The organism is Streptomyces sp. NPDC054961 (assembly GCF_053609145.1).
The window spans coordinates 57,821-74,089 of record NZ_JBSGWY010000028.1; the positions used below are offsets into that span (position 1 = coordinate 57,821).

General features: G+C 71.9%; 14 protein-coding genes. 11 read left to right on the plus strand and 3 right to left on the minus strand.

The features are described 5' to 3' along the window. Positions 1-186: 186 nt before the first annotated feature. Positions 187-912, minus strand: coding sequence for an exonuclease domain-containing protein (locus ACWF9Z_RS24005; protein ID WP_453605038.1), 726 nt, complete (start codon positions 910-912; stop codon positions 187-189). Positions 913-1,168: 256 nt separating this feature from the next. On the opposite strand from ACWF9Z_RS24005, the gene ACWF9Z_RS24010 reads away from it, so the two are divergent. The 4 genes from ACWF9Z_RS24010 to ACWF9Z_RS24025 all read left to right on the plus strand — a co-directional run bounded on the left by ACWF9Z_RS24010 (position 1,169) and on the right by ACWF9Z_RS24025 (position 5,815). Next, positions 1,169-1,759 (plus strand): DUF4365 domain-containing protein, encoded by a 591-nt coding sequence (locus tag ACWF9Z_RS24010; RefSeq protein ID WP_453605039.1) that lies wholly within the window; start codon positions 1,169-1,171, stop codon positions 1,757-1,759. Next, on the plus strand, positions 1,759-2,988 hold the full coding sequence (locus ACWF9Z_RS24015) for a hypothetical protein (RefSeq protein ID WP_453605041.1): 1,230 nt from the start codon (positions 1,759-1,761) through the stop codon (positions 2,986-2,988). The genes ACWF9Z_RS24010 and ACWF9Z_RS24015 overlap by 1 nt, the downstream gene beginning before the upstream one ends. Before the next feature lie 163 nt (positions 2,989-3,151). Continuing rightward, positions 3,152-5,131: a threonine--tRNA ligase gene (gene thrS / locus ACWF9Z_RS24020; RefSeq protein WP_453605043.1), complete on the plus strand. Its 1,980-nt coding sequence runs from the start codon at positions 3,152-3,154 to the stop codon at positions 5,129-5,131. A 123-nt stretch (positions 5,132-5,254) separates the two neighbouring features. Further along, positions 5,255-5,815: an HIT family protein gene (locus tag ACWF9Z_RS24025; RefSeq protein ID WP_453605045.1), complete on the plus strand. Its 561-nt coding sequence runs from the start codon at positions 5,255-5,257 to the stop codon at positions 5,813-5,815. A gap of 135 nt (positions 5,816-5,950) precedes the next feature. Here the strand turns inward: ACWF9Z_RS24025 and ACWF9Z_RS24030 are convergent, their stop codons facing one another. Continuing rightward, on the minus strand, positions 5,951-7,621 hold the full coding sequence (locus ACWF9Z_RS24030) for a hypothetical protein (protein WP_453605046.1): 1,671 nt from the start codon (positions 7,619-7,621) through the stop codon (positions 5,951-5,953). Between the two features lie 235 nt (positions 7,622-7,856). Continuing rightward, complete coding sequence (locus tag ACWF9Z_RS24035) at positions 7,857-10,070, minus strand: elongation factor G-like protein EF-G2 (protein WP_453605047.1); 2,214 nt, start codon at positions 10,068-10,070, stop codon at positions 7,857-7,859. A gap of 268 nt (positions 10,071-10,338) precedes the next feature. Here ACWF9Z_RS24035 and pgsA point away from each other — a divergent pair, with 268 nt between their 5' ends. The 7 genes from pgsA (at position 10,339) to ACWF9Z_RS24070 (ending at position 16,209) form a co-directional block, all read left to right on the plus strand. Next, positions 10,339-11,043, plus strand: a complete 705-nt coding sequence (gene pgsA, locus ACWF9Z_RS24040; protein WP_453605049.1) for a phosphatidylinositol phosphate synthase — start codon at positions 10,339-10,341, stop codon at positions 11,041-11,043. Continuing rightward, entirely contained in the window at positions 11,043-11,966 is a 924-nt protein-coding gene (locus ACWF9Z_RS24045) for a phosphatidylinositol mannoside acyltransferase (protein ID WP_453605051.1), read from the plus strand. Before pgsA ends, ACWF9Z_RS24045 begins: the two co-directional genes overlap by 1 nt. Next, positions 11,963-13,126: a glycosyltransferase family 4 protein gene (locus ACWF9Z_RS24050; protein WP_453605053.1), complete on the plus strand. Its 1,164-nt coding sequence runs from the start codon at positions 11,963-11,965 to the stop codon at positions 13,124-13,126. The genes ACWF9Z_RS24045 and ACWF9Z_RS24050 overlap by 4 nt, the downstream gene beginning before the upstream one ends. 77 nt (positions 13,127-13,203) lie before the next feature. Beyond that, a complete protein-coding gene (locus ACWF9Z_RS24055; protein WP_453605055.1) occupies positions 13,204-13,743 on the plus strand; it encodes a hypothetical protein in 540 nt (179 codons plus the stop codon). Between the two features lie 141 nt (positions 13,744-13,884). Next, positions 13,885-14,802, plus strand: a complete 918-nt coding sequence (gene pdxS, locus ACWF9Z_RS24060; protein WP_453605056.1) for a pyridoxal 5'-phosphate synthase lyase subunit PdxS — start codon at positions 13,885-13,887, stop codon at positions 14,800-14,802. Positions 14,803-14,808: 6 nt separating this feature from the next. After that, the gene (gene pdxT / locus ACWF9Z_RS24065) at positions 14,809-15,399 is read left to right on the plus strand and encodes a pyridoxal 5'-phosphate synthase glutaminase subunit PdxT (RefSeq protein ID WP_453605058.1); all 591 of its coding nucleotides are present in this window, start codon (positions 14,809-14,811) and stop codon (positions 15,397-15,399) included. 57 nt (positions 15,400-15,456) lie between these two features. Continuing rightward, positions 15,457-16,209, plus strand: coding sequence for a YebC/PmpR family DNA-binding transcriptional regulator (locus ACWF9Z_RS24070; RefSeq protein ID WP_453605059.1), 753 nt, complete (start codon positions 15,457-15,459; stop codon positions 16,207-16,209). Positions 16,210-16,269: the final 60 nt, after the last annotated feature.

Below are 16,269 nucleotides of genomic sequence, written 5' to 3' on the forward strand. Positions count from 1 at the left end.
CCTTGTATCGCCGCCGGGGACCACAATTACCACCCCCCTGGGGGGTATTCTCCTCCAACCCTAGACCCCCCCCCGGCGCCCCCCGCGCCCGCCCCCCCCCCCCCCCCCCTTCCGCATGTCCGGGGCCGCCGCGTCTCCGGGGTCTCTGCGTGGCCGGCTCCACGGGAGGCCGTCCGGGCGCGCCCGCTACGCCGCGGCGCCGAGCTCGGGCCGCAACGGCCAGTGCGGATCCACCGACTCCGGGGTGCCCTGCCGCGCGAACCACGCCTGCAGCCCGCGCGCCTGCGCCGCGTGCCACACCTGCTGCAACGTGTGCAGTTCCGCCGGGGACAGCCGCTCCAGCCGTCCCGCGAACCGCCGGCCCACCGCACGGACGAGCTCCAGCGAGGCCAGCGCGTCCGCCGCCGCGTCGTGCGCCGCCTCCAGCTCTATCCCGTAGTGCGCGCACAGGTCCGTCAGCGTCCGGCGCCCCTTGCGGTAGCGGTCCAGATGCTTGTCCAGGACCCTCGGATCCAGCACCGTCAGCGGCCTGTTGTCCAGGTAGCGCGCGAGCGAGGACGCCCGGTGGCGACGCAACTCCCGGTCCAGCAGCGTCAGATCGAACGGCGCGTTCATCACCACCACCGGCCGGCCCGCCACCTGCTGCTCCCCGAGCGCGCGGGCTATCTCCTCCACCACCGGCGCGGGCCACCGGCCGTTGCGCTGGAGGTGGTCGTCGGTCAGACCGTGAACTTCCGTGGCCCCCGGCGGTACCGGGATGCCGGGATTGACCAGCCAGCGCGTGGAGCGGACCCGGCCGCCCGCGCACTCCTGCACGATGAGAGCGGCGGACACGATCCTGTCCTGCTCCACGTCCACCCCGGTGGTCTCCGTGTCGAACGCGGCCAACGGGCCCTCGTACCAGCGTGTCATGGCGAACTCCTCGTCACCCGTCGGCAGATGGGAAGCGCTCGGGCGCCTGCGGCCCGGGGCCCGCCACCCTTGCCCGAATCGGTGATACCCGGGCTCTTTGCCCCGTACGCCGTTTGCGGGGAGCCGACTGCGGAGACAACTCCAGTGGGGGACCGCACACATGACCGGTCGTCAACCCCGACACCCTGACACCGAGCCGACACGGACCCGACACGGCCTGATCTCGGCAGTGCCCGGAAGGCATGGGGAGCCGGCCATGGCGCTCGCACAGCCCGAACCGGGCGGGGTGCTGGCGGGGCAGATCGCACCGCGGAGCGACCCGCGGGGCGGACCGCTGCGCGGCACGCTCGCCACCACCGCCTGCATGGAGACCCTCCAGGTGGGATACCTGCACGCCGTCGCCGCCGCGGCCGGCTGCTCCCTCTCCCAGCCCTTTCCCGACAACGGCATCGACTGGCACGTCAGCCACGGAGCGCCCGAGCACGTCGTCGACGACGAGGTGACCGTCAAAGTGCAGCTGAAGGCGACCTACCAGGTACCGCCCAGCCCGGCCGGGCCCACCTTCGGCTTCACCCTCGACAACGAGCACCTCGTGAAGCTCGCCCGCAGCCCGGTCGCCGTGCACAAGATCCTCGTCGTGATGCTCGTCCCCCGGGAACGCGACCAGTGGCTGAGCGCCGGCCACGACCGGCTCGACCTGCGGCACTGCTGCTACTGGACCAATCTGGCCGGGCACCCCGTGACCGGCCGGCGCCGGACCACCGTACGGATCCCGACCACGCGGATCTTCGACGACCGGGCCTTGTGCGAGATCATGACCCGGGTCGGGTCGGGAGGGACACCCTGATGAACTGGCAGTCGAGGCACCTGGAGCCGCTCTCGTCCCCGGAGTTCGCCGCCGGAACCCCCGATCCCGCGCAGGTCGATCCGCTCGTGCTCGGCGCCCTGCTGCACCGGCACGGCTGGCTGCGCCGCGGCGGCGCGGCCGGGCGGTACGGGCGCTGGACCCCGCCCGCGCCCCACGCGACGACGGGCAGCGGCGCCACCAGCCTCCTCGTCCCCGAGAGCCGCGCCTTCCCCGACTGCGCCGACCTCCTCGAAGAGGCCCTCACCGCGCTCTCGCGCAGCGCGGTGCCCTCGGCCCGCGAGGTGCTCTACGGGCTCAGCGTGCCGAGCGACGAGATCCGCTGGGACCGCGAGATCGCACGCGGGGCCTACGGAATCCAGGGCGAGGCCGACTGGACCGTGCAGGAGCAGCTGCGCTCGGCCGCCCGTCAGCTGCTGCTCGCCGGGGCGCTGGCCGACCGGGCCCGCGCCGGGTACTACGGCGCCCGGCACCGGGGCCAGGCCGAGCGGGCGCTGGACGGGGTGCTCGTGGGGCCGGCCCCCGGCGGACGGCGGCTCACCGCCTACGTGCCCGTCGACGGGGGCCGCGGCCCGATGACCCGGCTGCACCACGCGCTGCACGCCGCCCGCGAGGCCGTGGACTACCGGCGGGCCACCGGCGGCATGGAGGCCTTCGACGCCGCGGTGGAGGCCGGCGTCAGCCGGGAGCTCGCCGAGGCGCTCATCGCGCTGGTCCGCGGCGCGGAGGGAGCCCGCGTCACCCTCGCCTGGTCCCCGGCCGCGGGGGTCCCGGCGGGATGCGCGGCCCGGCCGGAGCCGGTCGAGTTCTCCCCCGGGGACCTCCCGGTGCTCAGGGAGGCGGCCGCGCGCTACACGCGGGACGAGCCGGCGGTGCCGGTCCGGGTGGCGGGCGCCGTGGTCCGGATGCGGCGAGCGGCTCCCGGCGGAGGGGGCACGGTCCGGCTGCGCGTGCTGGCGGGGGCGGAGATCCCGTACATCCGGGTGGTGCTCGACGAGGAGTCGTACCGGGTGGCGGGCCACGCGCACCTGGTGGGGCTGCCGATCCGGGTGAGCGGGCAGCTGCAGCGGCGCGGCGGCTTCCGGCGCCTGACGGAGGCCTCGGACGTCACCCCGGTGCCGCTGGACGAGGTCGAGCGGGACCGCCTGATGAAATCCCTCGACGGGGACGAACCGGTGGACGCCTCGGAGGTCCTCCCCTCGGACGACTGAGCCGGGCGCGGGTCCGGGACCGGGCCCCGGGGAACGGCGGAAGGGCGGGCGGGGGACCGGCCCGGGCGGGCCGGCCGCAACCGTTTCGCTGCGGAGCCACTCCGCTCGGTACGATTCAGGCGCGCAGTGTTCGCTCGCGCACCCCCTGAGTCAGGAGAGACCGGTGTCAGACGTCCGTGTGTTCATCCAACGCGATTCCGAGCGGGACGAGCGCGTGGTGGCCACGGGCACTACGGCGGCGGAGCTCTTCGCCGGCGAGCGCACCATCGTCGCCGCGCGCATCGCAGGTGAGCTGAAGGACCTCTCGTACGAGGTGCGGGACGGCGAGAGCGTCGAGCCGGTGGAGATCTCCTCCGAGGACGGCCTGAACATCCTGCGCCACTCGACCGCGCACGTCATGGCCCAGGCCGTGCAGGAGCTCTTCCCCGAGGCCAAGCTGGGCATCGGCCCGCCGGTCCGGGACGGCTTCTACTACGACTTCGACGTCGCGAGGCCCTTCACCCCCGATGACCTCAAGGCCATCGAGAAGAAGATGCAGGAGATCCAGAAGCGCGGCCAGAGGTTCGCCCGCCGCGTGGTCACCGACGACGCGGCCCGCGAGGAGCTCGCGGCCGAGCCGTACAAGCTGGAGCTCATCGGCCTCAAGGGCTCCGCCGCGACCGCGGACGACGGCGCGAACGTCGAGGTGGGCGGCGGCGAGCTGACCATCTACGACAACATCGACGCGAAGAGCGGCGACGTGTCCTGGTCGGACCTGTGCCGCGGTCCGCACCTGCCCACCACCCGCAACATCCCCGCGTTCAAGCTCATGCGCAACGCCGCCGCCTACTGGCGCGGCAGCGAGAAGAACCCGATGCTCCAGCGCATCTACGGCACCGCGTGGCCGTCGAAGGACGAGCTGAAGGCCCACCTCGACTTCCTCGCCGAGGCCGAGAAGCGCGACCACCGCAAGCTCGGCACCGAGCTCGACCTGTTCTCCGTACAGGACGAGATCGGCTCCGGCCTCGCCGTCTTCCACCCGCGCGGCGGCGTCATCCGCCGCACCATGGAGGACTACTCGCGCAAGCGGCACGAGGAAGAGGGCTACGAGTTCGTCTACACCCCGCACGCCACCAAGGGCACGCTCTTCGAGAAGAGCGGGCACCTGGACTGGTACGCGGAGGGCATGTACCCCCCCATGCAGCTCGACGGTGGTACCGACTACTACCTCAAGCCCATGAACTGCCCGATGCACAACCTGATCTTCGACGCGCGCGGCCGCTCCTACCGCGAACTGCCGCTGCGCCTCTTCGAGTTCGGCACCGTGTACCGGTACGAGAAGTCCGGTGTCGTGCACGGCCTGACCCGCTCGCGCGGTTTCACCCAGGACGACGCGCACATCTACTGCACCAAGGAGCAGATGGCGGAGGAGCTCGACCGCACCCTGACCTTCGTGCTGAACCTGCTCCGCGACTACGGTCTGACCGACTTCTACCTGGAGCTGTCGACCAAGGACCCGGAGAAGTTCGTCGGCTCGGACGAGGTCTGGGAAGAGGCCACCGCGACCCTGCAGAAGGTGGCCGAGAAGCAGGGCCTCCCGCTGGTCCCGGACCCGGGCGGCGCCGCGTTCTACGGCCCGAAGATCTCGGTCCAGTGCCGCGACGCGATCGGCCGCACCTGGCAGATGTCGACCGTGCAGCTCGACTTCAACCTCCCGGAGCGCTTCAACCTGGAGTACACCGGCCCGGACGGCACCAAGCAGCGCCCGGTCATGATCCACCGCGCGCTGTTCGGTTCCATCGAGCGGTTCTTCGCCGTGCTGCTGGAGCACTACGCGGGCGTCATGCCGCCGTGGCTCGCCCCGGTCCAGGCGGTCGGCATCCCGATCGGCGACTCGCACATCGAGTACCTGCAGGAGTTCGCCGCCGAGGCGAAGAAGAAGGGCCTGCGGGTCGAGGTGGACTCCTCGTCCGACCGGATGCAGAAGAAGATCCGCAACCAGCAGAAGCTCAAGGTCCCGTTCATGATCATCGTCGGTGACGAGGACATGGCCGCGGGCACCGTCTCCTTCCGCTACCGCGACGGCTCGCAGGAGAACGGCGTCCCGCGCGACCAGGCGCTGGCCAAGCTCGTCGACGTGGTGGAGCGCCGCGTCCAGGTGTGATCCGGACCCCGCACGGGCGGGGAGACCGGCAGGAGCCCCCGGGGAACCCAGTTCCCCGGGGGCTCCCGCTCGTCCTCCCGCCGGTCTTCGCCCCGGCGACACGCCGTGCGGGGACGAGGTCATATGCTGCATCCCATGACGATTGAGCCGGAGCAGCAGATCGGTGTGGGCACGCAGGACGCGTTCCAGCGTCTGTGGACGCCCCACCGGATGGCCTACATCCAGGGGGAGAACAAGCCGACCGGGCCGGAGGCCGGGGACGGCTGCCCCTTCTGTGGAATTCCGGAGATGTCCGACCAGGACGGGCTGGTCGTGGCGCGGGGCGAGCACGTCTACGCCGTGCTCAACCTCTACCCGTACAACGGCGGCCACCTGATGGTCGTCCCGTACCGCCACGTCGCCGACTACACGGACCTGGACGCGGCCGAGACGGTCGAGCTCGCGGACCTCACGAAGCGGGCGATGATCGCGCTGCGCAAGGCCTCCGGGGCGCACGGGTTCAACATCGGGATGAACCAGGGCCAGGCCGCCGGGGCCGGCATCGCCGCGCACCTGCACCAGCACATCGTGCCCCGCTGGGGCGGGGACACGAACTTCATGCCGGTCGTGGGCCACACCAAGGTGCTGCCCCAACTCCTCGCGGACACCCGGCAGATGCTCGCGGACGCCTGGCCGGTCGACTAGCTCCGGCTCCGGCTCCGGCCCCGGCCCCCGCCCCGGCTCCGGGCCCGTCCGGCCGGTGGGGGCCGCCGCCCCGCCGGGCCGCGGCCACACCGGTGGGGCAGCGGTACCGGCCCCACCGGTCCGTCGGGCCCGCCCTCAGGCGTCGTAGACGTCCGCCTTGCGCGGCGCCGCGTCCTGGACCATGCCGCTGATGATCGACGAGCGGTTCGTGAAGCGGTCGATGTCCACGCCGTTCTCGTCCAGGACCCGCATCGCCGCGGTGTGCACCGCCCGCAGGACGGGGGTCGCCGCGCGCATCGCGTCGTCCGCCATGAAGCGGTGGCGCCAGGGCTGGCCGGCCCAGACGTGCCGGACGCCGAAGGGCTCGGGCAGGACGAGCTTGCCGCCGAGGAAGTCGAGGAGCGGCGGGTACCAGGTGAACGGTGCCCGCACGGCCAGGCGTACGACCTCGCTGGTGTCGACCAGGGCCAGCTTGCGCTCCACGGTCTCCCAGAACCGTACGGACTTCGCCACCTCGACCACCGGGGCGCTCGACTTGGTGGTGAACAGGCCGTCCACGGGGCCCAGCGCGTGGCCGGTGACCTCCACGCGCAGCGTCTTGTAGAGCACGGTGACCGTGACCAGCATGGTGATGACGAGCTGGCCGTCCCAGAGCGGGTACTGGATGCCGAGGTAGTGCCGGTTGCCCGCGCTGAACTGCTGTTCGTTGCAGATCCGGGTGATCTCGTGCGGCTTGACGAGGAAGGTGTCCACGTCCGCCCCGGTGGGGCGGGCGACCTCCTTGGCGCCCTCGCCGACCGGGGTGACGATCCAGTGCATGATCGAGGCGGGCGGGAGTCCGCCGGTGTGCAGGGGACCGCGCTCCAGCTTGCGCAGCTGGGTGTCGATCGCGCGTATGACGTCCCAGCTGCGGAAGGGGTGGATCTCCGCGCCCTCGGTCTTGGGGGCGAGCTCCTCGGCCATCTGCCAGCTCGCCCAGCGCGTGCCCATGCCGAGGATGCCCTTGGGCCCGGCGTAGAAGACCGAGTTGCTGCGGTCCTCGGCGGTGAGTTTGGCCAGGGAGTGGCGCAGGTCCTCGCGGGCCTTCTCGTCGGGGTTGCCGGGCACGGCCTCGGGGATCTTGGCGGCGACGCCTCCGCCGCCGGAGAGGAGGCCGTCCCAGCGGGAGCGCAGGTCCGCGGCGGTGGCCTCGCAGATCCGGCGGGCGAAATACCAGCCGAGGGCCGGGGCGATGACCATGGCGCGGACGTAGAGGCCGAGGACGCCGGTCACCGGGAGCCGGAACATCATTACCGCGACCAGGATGCCGACGCCGACGAGGAGGGCCGTGCCCATCCAGGAGGAGTGCTTGCCCTCGGAGGAGGCCAGGAGCCTGCGGGCCCAGAAGAGGCCGAGCCACAGCAGGAGCCCCGGAAGGAACACGAGCCCGCAGACGAGCATGATCCAGCGGAGCTTGCCGTCGCGTTCCTTGCGGATGCGGGAGGCGGCCAGGCAGTGCTCGACCACGGTCTGCGGGTCGGCTCCGAACGACTGGATCAGGGGTTTGCGGGTCGGCGGGAGGGTGCGCGCCTCGACGGCGCGGCAGAAGGCCTCGCCGAGACTGGGTTCGAAGAGGGAGATCTTGCCGGGTTTGACCACCGACTCGTGGTACTCGTTGTTGGCCTTGAGAATGGCTTTCAGCTCGGTGTCGCGTCCGCCGTCCCGGTAGGCGGCGGAGGCCAGGGCGTTCGTCGCGGCGGTCTGCCCGCCGCCTCCCTGGAGCGGGATCTGCGCTCCGGGCCTGAAGTCGAATCCGTCGTCCGCCACCGTTGCCCCCATCGCTGTGCGTCGTGCTCGTGTGCGGGCCTTCCCGCGCGGTCCGCGCCGATCCACCCCACCGGTCGTGCGCGATCCCACGGTGGCCGGCCCGCCCGGTGGTTCTACCCGCCCCGTCCGTCCGCCTCACCGCGCGGACGAGCCTATCGGCCGATTCCTCCCCGTGGTCATGGGACAGCCAAATGCCGCCCACCGCAAGCGGGTTGGGTGGGCGGTCAAAGTGGCATTATGTCAACTTGCTTCCCTTATCCACCTTTTCGCGTAGCTTGTCCGCGAGCTGGGGCGGCATCGGCTCGTGGCGCGCGTACGCACGGCTGAACCTGCCGGTGCCGTGCGACACGGAGCGCAGCTCGACGGCGTAGCGGCCGATCTCGATCTCGGGGATCTCGGCGATGACGCGGGTGCGTCCGGGGCCGGCCTGGTCGGTGCCGACGACGCGGCCGCGGCGGCCGGCGAGGTCGCTCATGACGGGGCCGACGTACTCGTCGGGTACGAGGACGGCGAGCTCGGCGACCGGTTCGAGGAGGTGGAGGGCGGCCTCGGCGGCGGCTTCGCGCAGGGCGAGGGCGCCGGCGGTCTGGAAGGCGGCGTCGGAGGAGTCCACCGAGTGGGCCTTGCCGTCGAGGAGGGTGACGCGCACGTCGACCAGCGGATACCCGGCCGATATCCCGCGGGCGGCCTGCGCCCGTACGCCCTTCTCGACGGACGGGATGAACTGGCGGGGGACGGCTCCGCCGACGACCTTGTCGACGAACTCGATGCCGCTGCCGGGCGGCAGCGGCTCCACCGCGATCTCGCAGATGGCGAACTGGCCGTGCCCGCCGGACTGTTTGACGTGACGGCCGCGTCCGGCGGCCTTGGCGCCGAAGGTCTCGCGGAGGCTGACCAGGTGCGGGACGGGGTCGACCTGGACCCCGTAGCGGGTGCGCAGCCGTTCGAGGGTGACGTCCTGGTGGGCCTCGCCGAGACACCACAGGACGAGCTGGTGGGTGTGCGGGTTCTGTTCGAGCCGCATGGTGGGGTCCTCGGCGACGAGCCGGGCCAGACCCTGGGAGAGCTTGTCCTCGTCGGCCTTGCTGTGGGCCTCGATGGCGAGGGGGAGCAGCGGATCGGGCATGGACCAGGCGTCCATGAGGAGGGGGCGGTCCTTGGCGGAGAGGGTGTCGCCGGTCTCGGCCCGGGTGAGTTTGGCCACGCAGGCCAGATCCCCGGCGATGCACTGGGTGAGGGTGCGCTGCTGCTTGCCGAAGGGAGAGGTGAGGGCCCCGACGCGTTCGTCGACGTCGTGGTCCTGGTGGCCGCGGTCGGCCAGCCCGTGCCCGCTGACGTGGACGGTCTCGTCGGGGCGCAGGGTGCCGGAGAAGACGCGGACGAGGGACACGCGGCCGACGTAGGGGTCCGAGGAGGTCTTGACGACCTCGGCGACGAGCGGCCCGTCGGGATCGCAGGTGAGGGCGGGGCGGGCGGCGCCGTCGGGGGCGGTGACGGTGACGGGGGCGCGCTCCAGGGGCGTGGGGAAGCCGCCGGTGATCAGTTCGAGGAGTTCCACGGTGCCGAGGCCCTGGCGGGCGCCCTCGGCGGCGGGGGCGGCCATCAGGACGGGATGGAAGGTGCCGCGGGCGACGGCGCGCTCCAGGTCGTCGACGAGCGTCTCCACGTCGATGTCCTCGCCCGCGAGATAGCGGTCCATGAGGGTCTCGTCCTCGCTCTCGGCGATGATCCCCTCGATCAGGCGGGCGCGGGCCTCGGTGATGAGGTCCAGCTCGGCGGGGTCCGGGTCGCGCTCGACGCGGTCCCCGGAGGTGTAGTCGTAGACGCGCCCCGAGAGCAGGCCGAGCAGGCCGGCGACCGGGGTGTGCCCGTCGTGGCCGGCGGGGCCGTGGAGGGGGAGGTAGAGCGGGCGGACGGCGTCGGGGTCGTCGGCGCCGAAGGCGTCGCCGCAGACTCCCGTCATCTGGGTGTAGTCGGCGCGGGCGGCCTCGAGGTGGGTGACGACGATGGCGCGCGGCATGCCGACGGCGGCGCACTCGTCCCAGACCATGCGGGTGGCGCCGGTGAGGCCGTCGCCGTCCTCGGCGGCCGAGACGACGAAGAGGGCGGCGTCGGCGGCGCGCAGGCCGGCCCGCAGTTCCCCGACGAAGTCGGCGTATCCGGGGGTGTCGAGGATGTTGATCTTGATTCCGGCCCACTCGACCGGGACCAGGGAGAGCTGGACCGACCGCTGGCGCCGGTGCTCGATCTCGTCGTAGTCGGAGACGGTGGCGCCGTCCTCGACGCGGCCGGCCCGTTTCACGGCGCCGGCGGTCAGGGCCAGGGCCTCGACCAGGGTGGTCTTGCCGGATCCGCTGTGGCCGACCAGCACGACGTTCCGGACGGAGCCGGGGCGGTCGGCCGTCAGTGCCCTGCCGGCGGCTCCGGCTTGGTGTGATGTCGCTCCCATGATGCTCGTGCCTCCCGGTTGGAGAGGAAATGGGCTCCTTCGAGCTTTGCACCGCCGTCACAGTGCGTCCATACGTCGTACGGCGGCCGCTCGGACGGGCGGCCGGGAGGCCCCGGCCCCGGGCCTCCGGGCCGCCCCGTGGGGCCCGGGAACGGCTTACGTGGTGTGAACCGGTGGGTGCGTTGCGCTGACGGGCCGGGGCGCTGGCTACGATGGGCCAGCCGGTGGCCGTGGTGGCCGTGCGGCCCAGCGACCCTCCGGGAAGGCCATGCTGAACAAGTACGCGCGTGCATTCTTCACGCGTGTTCTCACGCCATTCGCCGCTTTTCTGCTCAGGCTGGGAGTGAGTCCCGACGCGGTCACCCTCATCGGCACGGCCGGAGTGGTGGCGGGAGCACTGGTCTTCTTCCCCATGGGCGAGTTCTTCTGGGGCACGATCACCATCACGCTCTTCGTCTTCTCCGACCTGGTGGACGGGAATATGGCCCGCCAGGCCGGCGTCTCGAGCCGGTGGGGGGCGTTCCTCGACTCCACGCTCGACCGGGTCGCGGACGCGGCGATCTTCGGCGGGCTCGCGCTCTGGTACGCGGGCTCCGGGAACGACAACGCCCTCTGCGCCGTCGCCATCTTCTGCCTGGCCAGCGGCCAGGTGGTCTCGTACACCAAGGCGCGCGGCGAGTCGATCGGGCTGCCGGTGGCCGTCAACGGGCTCATCGAGCGGGCCGAACGGCTCGTGATCACGCTCGTCGCCGCCGGCCTGTCCGGGCTGGAGACCTTCGGGGTGCCCTCGTGGATCGGCGTGCTGCTGCCGATCGCGCTGTGGGTCGTCGCCGCGGGCTCGCTCGTGACGCTGATCCAGCGGGTGGTCACCGTACGGCGCGAGTCGGCGGAGGCCGACGCGGCCGCTGCCGCCGCCGCGGGGGCCGGCGCTCCCGGCGGCCCCGCCACCCCTTCGGAAGGCGGTACGGCCTGATGGGCGCGGTTCAGGACAAGCTGGTCGACGGGCTCTACGGACTCGGCTGGGCCGGGGTCAAGAAGCTGCCCGAGCCCGCCGCGGCGGCCCTCGGACGCCGGATCGCGGACTTCGCCTGGAAGCGGCGCGGCAAGAGCGTGCTGCGGCTGGAGTCGAACCTGGCCCGGGTGGTGCCGGACGCGACGCCGGAGCGGCTGCGCGAGCTGTCGCACGCGGGCATGCGCTCGTACATGCGGTACTGGATGGAGTCCTTCCGCCTGCCCACCCTGCCCAAGGAACGTTTCGGCGTCGACGTCGAGATGAAGGACGACCACATCCTGCGCGAGGCCCTGGCCAGCGGACGGGGAGTCGTCGTCGCCCTGCCCCACCTGGCCAACTGGGACCTCGCCGGCGCCTGGGCCACCACCCACATCGGGGTCCCGTTCACCACCGTCGCCGAGCGGCTCAAGCCGGAGACCCTCTACGACCGCTTCGTCGCCTACCGCGAGAGCCTGGGCATGGAGGTGCTCCCGCACAGCGGCGGCGCCGCCTTCGGCACCCTCGCGCGGCGGCTGCGCTCCGGCGGGCTGGTCTGCCTGGTCGCCGACCGCGACCTGTCGGCCTCCGGGGTGGAGGTGGACTTCTTCGGCTCGGCGGCGCGGATGCCGGCCGGACCGGCGCTGCTCGCGCAGCAGACGGGCGCGGTGCTGCTGCCCGCCACGCTGTACTACGGGAACGCGCCGAAGATGTACGGCCGGATCCACTCCCCGGTGGAGGTGCCCGAGGAGGGGACCCGGCAGGAGAAGACGGGCGTCATGACCCAGGCGGTCGCCGACGCCTTCGCGCAGGGGATCGCCGAACACCCGGAGGACTGGCACATGCTGCAGCGGCTGTGGACCGAGGACCTGGAGGCCGCGGGCCGGCCCGGGGGGCAGCCCGCGTGAAGATCGGCATCGTCTGCCCCTACTCGTGGGACGTGCCGGGCGGCGTCCAGTTCCACATCCGGGACCTGGCGGAACACCTGATCCGCCTCGGCCACGAGGTGTCCGTACTGGCCCCGGCGGACGACGAGACCCCGCTGCCGCCCTACGTGGTCTCGGCGGGGCGGGCGGTGCCCGTGCCGTACAACGGCTCGGTCGCCCGGCTGAACTTCGGCTTCCTGTCCGCGGCGCGGGTGCGGCGCTGGCTCCACGAAGGCGTCTTCGACGTGGTCCACATCCACGAGCCGACCTCGCCCTCGCTGGGACTGCTGACCTGCTGGGCGGCGCAGGGCCCGATCGTGGCCACCTTCCACACCTCCAACCCGCGCTCGCGGGCGATGCTGGCGGCGTACCCGATCCTCCAGCCGGCGCTGGAGAAGATCAGCGCGCGGATCGCGGTGAGCGAGTACGCGCGGCGCACGCTCGTGGAGCACCTCGGCGGCGACGCCGTGGTGATCCCCAACGGCGTGGACGTGGACTTCTTCGCCAAGGCCGACCCGAACCCGGCCTGGTCCGGCCAGACCCTCGGCTTCATCGGCCGCATCGACGAACCGCGCAAGGGCCTTCCCGTCCTCATGGCGGCCTTCCCCCGCATCGTGGAGGAGTGCCCGGACGTACGCCTCCTCGTGGCCGGCCGGGGCGACGAGGAGGAGGCGGTGGCCTCCCTGCCGGCCGCACTCCGCAGCCGCGTGGAGTTCCTGGGCATGGTCTCGGACGAGGACAAGGCGAGGCTGCTGCGCAGCGTCGACGTGTACGTGGCTCCGAACACCGGCGGCGAGAGCTTCGGGATCATCCTGGTCGAGGCCCTGTCGGCGGGAGCGACGGTCCTGGCCGCCGACCTGGACGCCTTCGCCCAGGTCCTGGACCAGGGCGGGGCGGGCGGACTCTTCACCAACGAGGACCCCGCGTCCCTGGCCGCCGAGGCGACCGCCCTCCTGCGGGATCCCGCCCGCCGGGCGGAGCTGAGCGCGCGCGGCTCGGCGCACGTGCGCCGCTTCGACTGGTCGACGGTCGCGGCGGACATCCTGGCCGTCTACGAAACGGTGACGGACGGCGCGGCCGCCGTGGCCACCGACGAGCGCGTCCCCCTGCGCACCCGCCTGGGCCTGACGCGCGACACGTAGCGGGGCCGCTGGCGTGCCGGCAGGGCCCCCGGGGCGCCACCGTACGGGGGACCCGGTGAAAGGTAGAGTCGCCGCCCGTGATCGAAACCCTTGTCTGGATTGCCCTGGCCCTCGGCGTCATCGGGGTCTACCTCAGCTGGACCGCCGGGCGGCTCGACCGGCTGCACTCGCGGATGGACGCCGCCCGCGCCGCGCTCGACGCCCAGCTCGTGCGCCGCGCCTCCGTGGTGGTGGAGGTCGCCGCCTCGGGGGTGCTGGACCCCGCCTCCGCCATCGTCCTGTACGAGGCCGCGCACGCCGCCCGGCAGGCCGAGGAGGAGCACCGCGAGGTCGCCGAGAGCGAGCTGAGCCAGGCGCTGCGGGCGGTGTTCGCGGACTCCGGAGAGGTCGAGGTGCTGAAGGCGGCCCCGGGCGGGGCGGAGGCGGCCGAGGAGCTCGCGGCGGCGGTCCGCCGGGTGCCCATGGCGCGCCGGTTCCACAACGACGCCGTGCGTGCGGCCCGCGCCCTGCGCCGGCACCGCAAGGTCCGGTGGTTCCGGCTGGCGGGCCACGCGCCCTTCCCGCTGGCCTTCGAGATGGACGACGAGCCTCCGGCGGATCTCGCGGAACGGCCCTGAGACGTGCGACTTGTACCCAATGGCCAAATCGCGAGGAGCCACCGGCTGCACATTGGCCCTTGCAGTGGACTGGTCCAGAGGGTTTCCTCGGTCCAGTACCACCCGTTCCACCTGAATCTTCCTTTCGAGTGAGGTCAATCCGTGAGCACGCTTTCCTCCACCCCGCAGTCCGCTGAGTCGGCGATCGGCACCTCCCGCGTGAAGCGGGGCATGGCCGAGCAGCTCAAGGGCGGCGTGATCATGGATGTGGTCAACGCCGAGCAGGCGAAGATCGCCGAAGACGCCGGCGCCGTGGCCGTCATGGCCCTGGAGCGGGTTCCCGCCGACATCCGCAAGGACGGTGGCGTGGCCCGGATGTCCGACCCCAACATGATCGAAGAGATCATCGAGGCCGTCTCCATCCCCGTCATGGCGAAGTCCCGCATCGGCCACTTCGTCGAGGCCCAGGTCCTCCAGTCCCTCGGCGTCGACTACATCGACGAGTCCGAGGTCCTGACCCCGGCCGACGAGGTCAACCACTCCGACAAGTGGGCGTTCACCACCCCCTTCGTCTGCGGTGCCACCAACCTGGGCGAGGCCCTGCGCCGCATCGCCGAGGGCGCGGCCATGATCCGTTCGAAGGGCGAGGCCGGCACCGGCAACGTCGTCGAGGCGGTCCGCCACCTGCGCCAGATCAAGAACGAGATCGCCCGCCTGCGCGGCTACGACAACAACGAGCTGTTCGCCGCCGCCAAGGAGCTGCGCGCCCCGTACGAGCTGGTCAAGGAGGTCGCCGAGCTCGGCAAGCTCCCGGTCGTGCTGTTCTCCGCCGGTGGCGTCGCCACCCCCGCCGACGCCGCGCTGATGCGCCAGCTCGGCGCCGAGGGCGTCTTCGTCGGCTCCGGCATCTTCAAGTCGGGCGACCCGGCCAAGCGCGCCGCCGCCATCGTGAAGGCCACCACCTTCTACGACGACCCGAAGATCATCGCGGACGCCTCCCGCAACCTGGGCGAGGCCATGGTCGGCATCAACTGCGACACCCTCCCCGAGTCCGAGCGCTACGCCAACCGCGGCTGGTAGTCACTCATGACCACCCCCGTTATCGGTGTCCTGGCCCTCCAGGGCGATGTACGGGAGCACCTGATCGCCCTGGCCTCGGCTGACGCCGTGGCCAGGCCGGTCCGGCGCCCCGAGGAGCTCGCCGAGATCGACGCGCTGGTGATCCCCGGCGGCGAGTCCACGACCATGTCGAAGCTGGCCGTGCTCTTCGGCATGCTGGAGCCGCTGCGCGAGCGCGTGCGGGCCGGGATGCCGGTCTACGGCACCTGCGCCGGCATGATCATGCTCGCGGACAAGCTCCTGGACGGACGCGAGGACCAGGAGACCCTGGGCGGCATCGACATGATCGTGCGCCGCAACGCCTTCGGGCGTCAGAACGAGTCCTTCGAGGCGCAGGTCGACTTCGCGGGGATAGAGGGCGGCCCCGTCGAGGGCGTCTTCATCCGCGCTCCCTGGGTGGAGTCCGTCGGCGCCGCCGCCGAGGTGCTCGCCACGTACGACGGACACACCGTCGCCGTACGCCAGGGAAACGTCCTCGCCACCTCCTTCCACCCCGAGCTGACGGGCGACGACCGCGTGCACGCGTACTTCGTCGACATGGTGCGCGCGGGGCTGTAACGGCGTCCCGGTAGGATCTGAGGCGAACACTGTTGGTGACGCGAAGGAGACAGGCAGATGTCCGGCCACTCTAAATGGGCTACGACGAAGCACAAGAAGGCCGTGGTTGACGCCAAGCGCGGCAAGCTCTTCGCGAAGCTGATCAAGAACATCGAGGTCGCGGCCCGTATGGGCGGCGCCGACATCGATGGCAACCCGACCCTCTTCGACGCCATCCAGAAGGCGAAGAAGAGCTCGGTTCCGAACAAGAACATCGACTCCGCGGTCAAGCGCGGCGGCGGCCTCGAGGCCGGCGGCGCCGACTACGAGACGATCATGTACGAAGGCTACGGCCCGAACGGCGTCGCGGTGCTCATCGAGTGCCTCACCGACAACCGCAACCGTGCCGCGTCCGACGTGCGGGTCGCCATGACCCGCAACGGCGGCTCGATGGCCGACCCGGGTTCGGTCTCGTACCTGTTCAACCGCAAGGGTGTCGTCCTCCTGCCCAAGGGCGAGCTTTCCGAGGACGACGTCCTGGAGACGGTGCTCGAGGCGGGTGCCGAAGAGGTCAACGACCTCGGTGAGAGCTTCGAGATCATCAGCGAGGCCACCGACATGGTCGCGGTCCGCAGCGCGCTCCAGCAGGCGGGCATCGACTACGACTCGGCCGACTCCAACTTCCTGCCGACCATGCAGGTCGAGCTGGACGAGGAGGGCGCGCGCAAGATCTTCAAGCTGATCGACGCGCTGGAGGACAGCGACGACGTGCAGAACGTCTTCGCCAACTTCGACGTCTCGGACGAGGTCATGGAGAAGGTCGACGCCTGACCGAGGCGTAGACCGCGCACGGCGTCGGGCAGCGGGCCGACGGGGACACACCCCGTCGGC

Coding starts and splice junctions, on each gene's coding strand:
- pdxT (WP_453605058.1), top strand. CDS start 14,809: ATGACCACCCCCGTTATCGGTGTCCTGGCCCTCCAGGGCGATGTACGG.
- ACWF9Z_RS24025 (WP_453605045.1), top strand. CDS start 5,255: ATGCTGCATCCCATGACGATTGAGCCGGAGCAGCAGATCGGTGTGGGC.
- ACWF9Z_RS24045 (WP_453605051.1), top strand. CDS start 11,043: ATGGGCGCGGTTCAGGACAAGCTGGTCGACGGGCTCTACGGACTCGGC.
- ACWF9Z_RS24070 (WP_453605059.1), top strand. CDS start 15,457: ATGTCCGGCCACTCTAAATGGGCTACGACGAAGCACAAGAAGGCCGTG.
- ACWF9Z_RS24005 (WP_453605038.1), bottom strand. CDS start 912: ATGACACGCTGGTACGAGGGCCCGTTGGCCGCGTTCGACACGGAGACC.
- ACWF9Z_RS24015 (WP_453605041.1), top strand. CDS start 1,759: ATGAACTGGCAGTCGAGGCACCTGGAGCCGCTCTCGTCCCCGGAGTTC.
- ACWF9Z_RS24010 (WP_453605039.1), top strand. CDS start 1,169: ATGGCGCTCGCACAGCCCGAACCGGGCGGGGTGCTGGCGGGGCAGATC.
- ACWF9Z_RS24035 (WP_453605047.1), bottom strand. CDS start 10,070: ATGGGAGCGACATCACACCAAGCCGGAGCCGCCGGCAGGGCACTGACG.
- pgsA (WP_453605049.1), top strand. CDS start 10,339: ATGCTGAACAAGTACGCGCGTGCATTCTTCACGCGTGTTCTCACGCCA.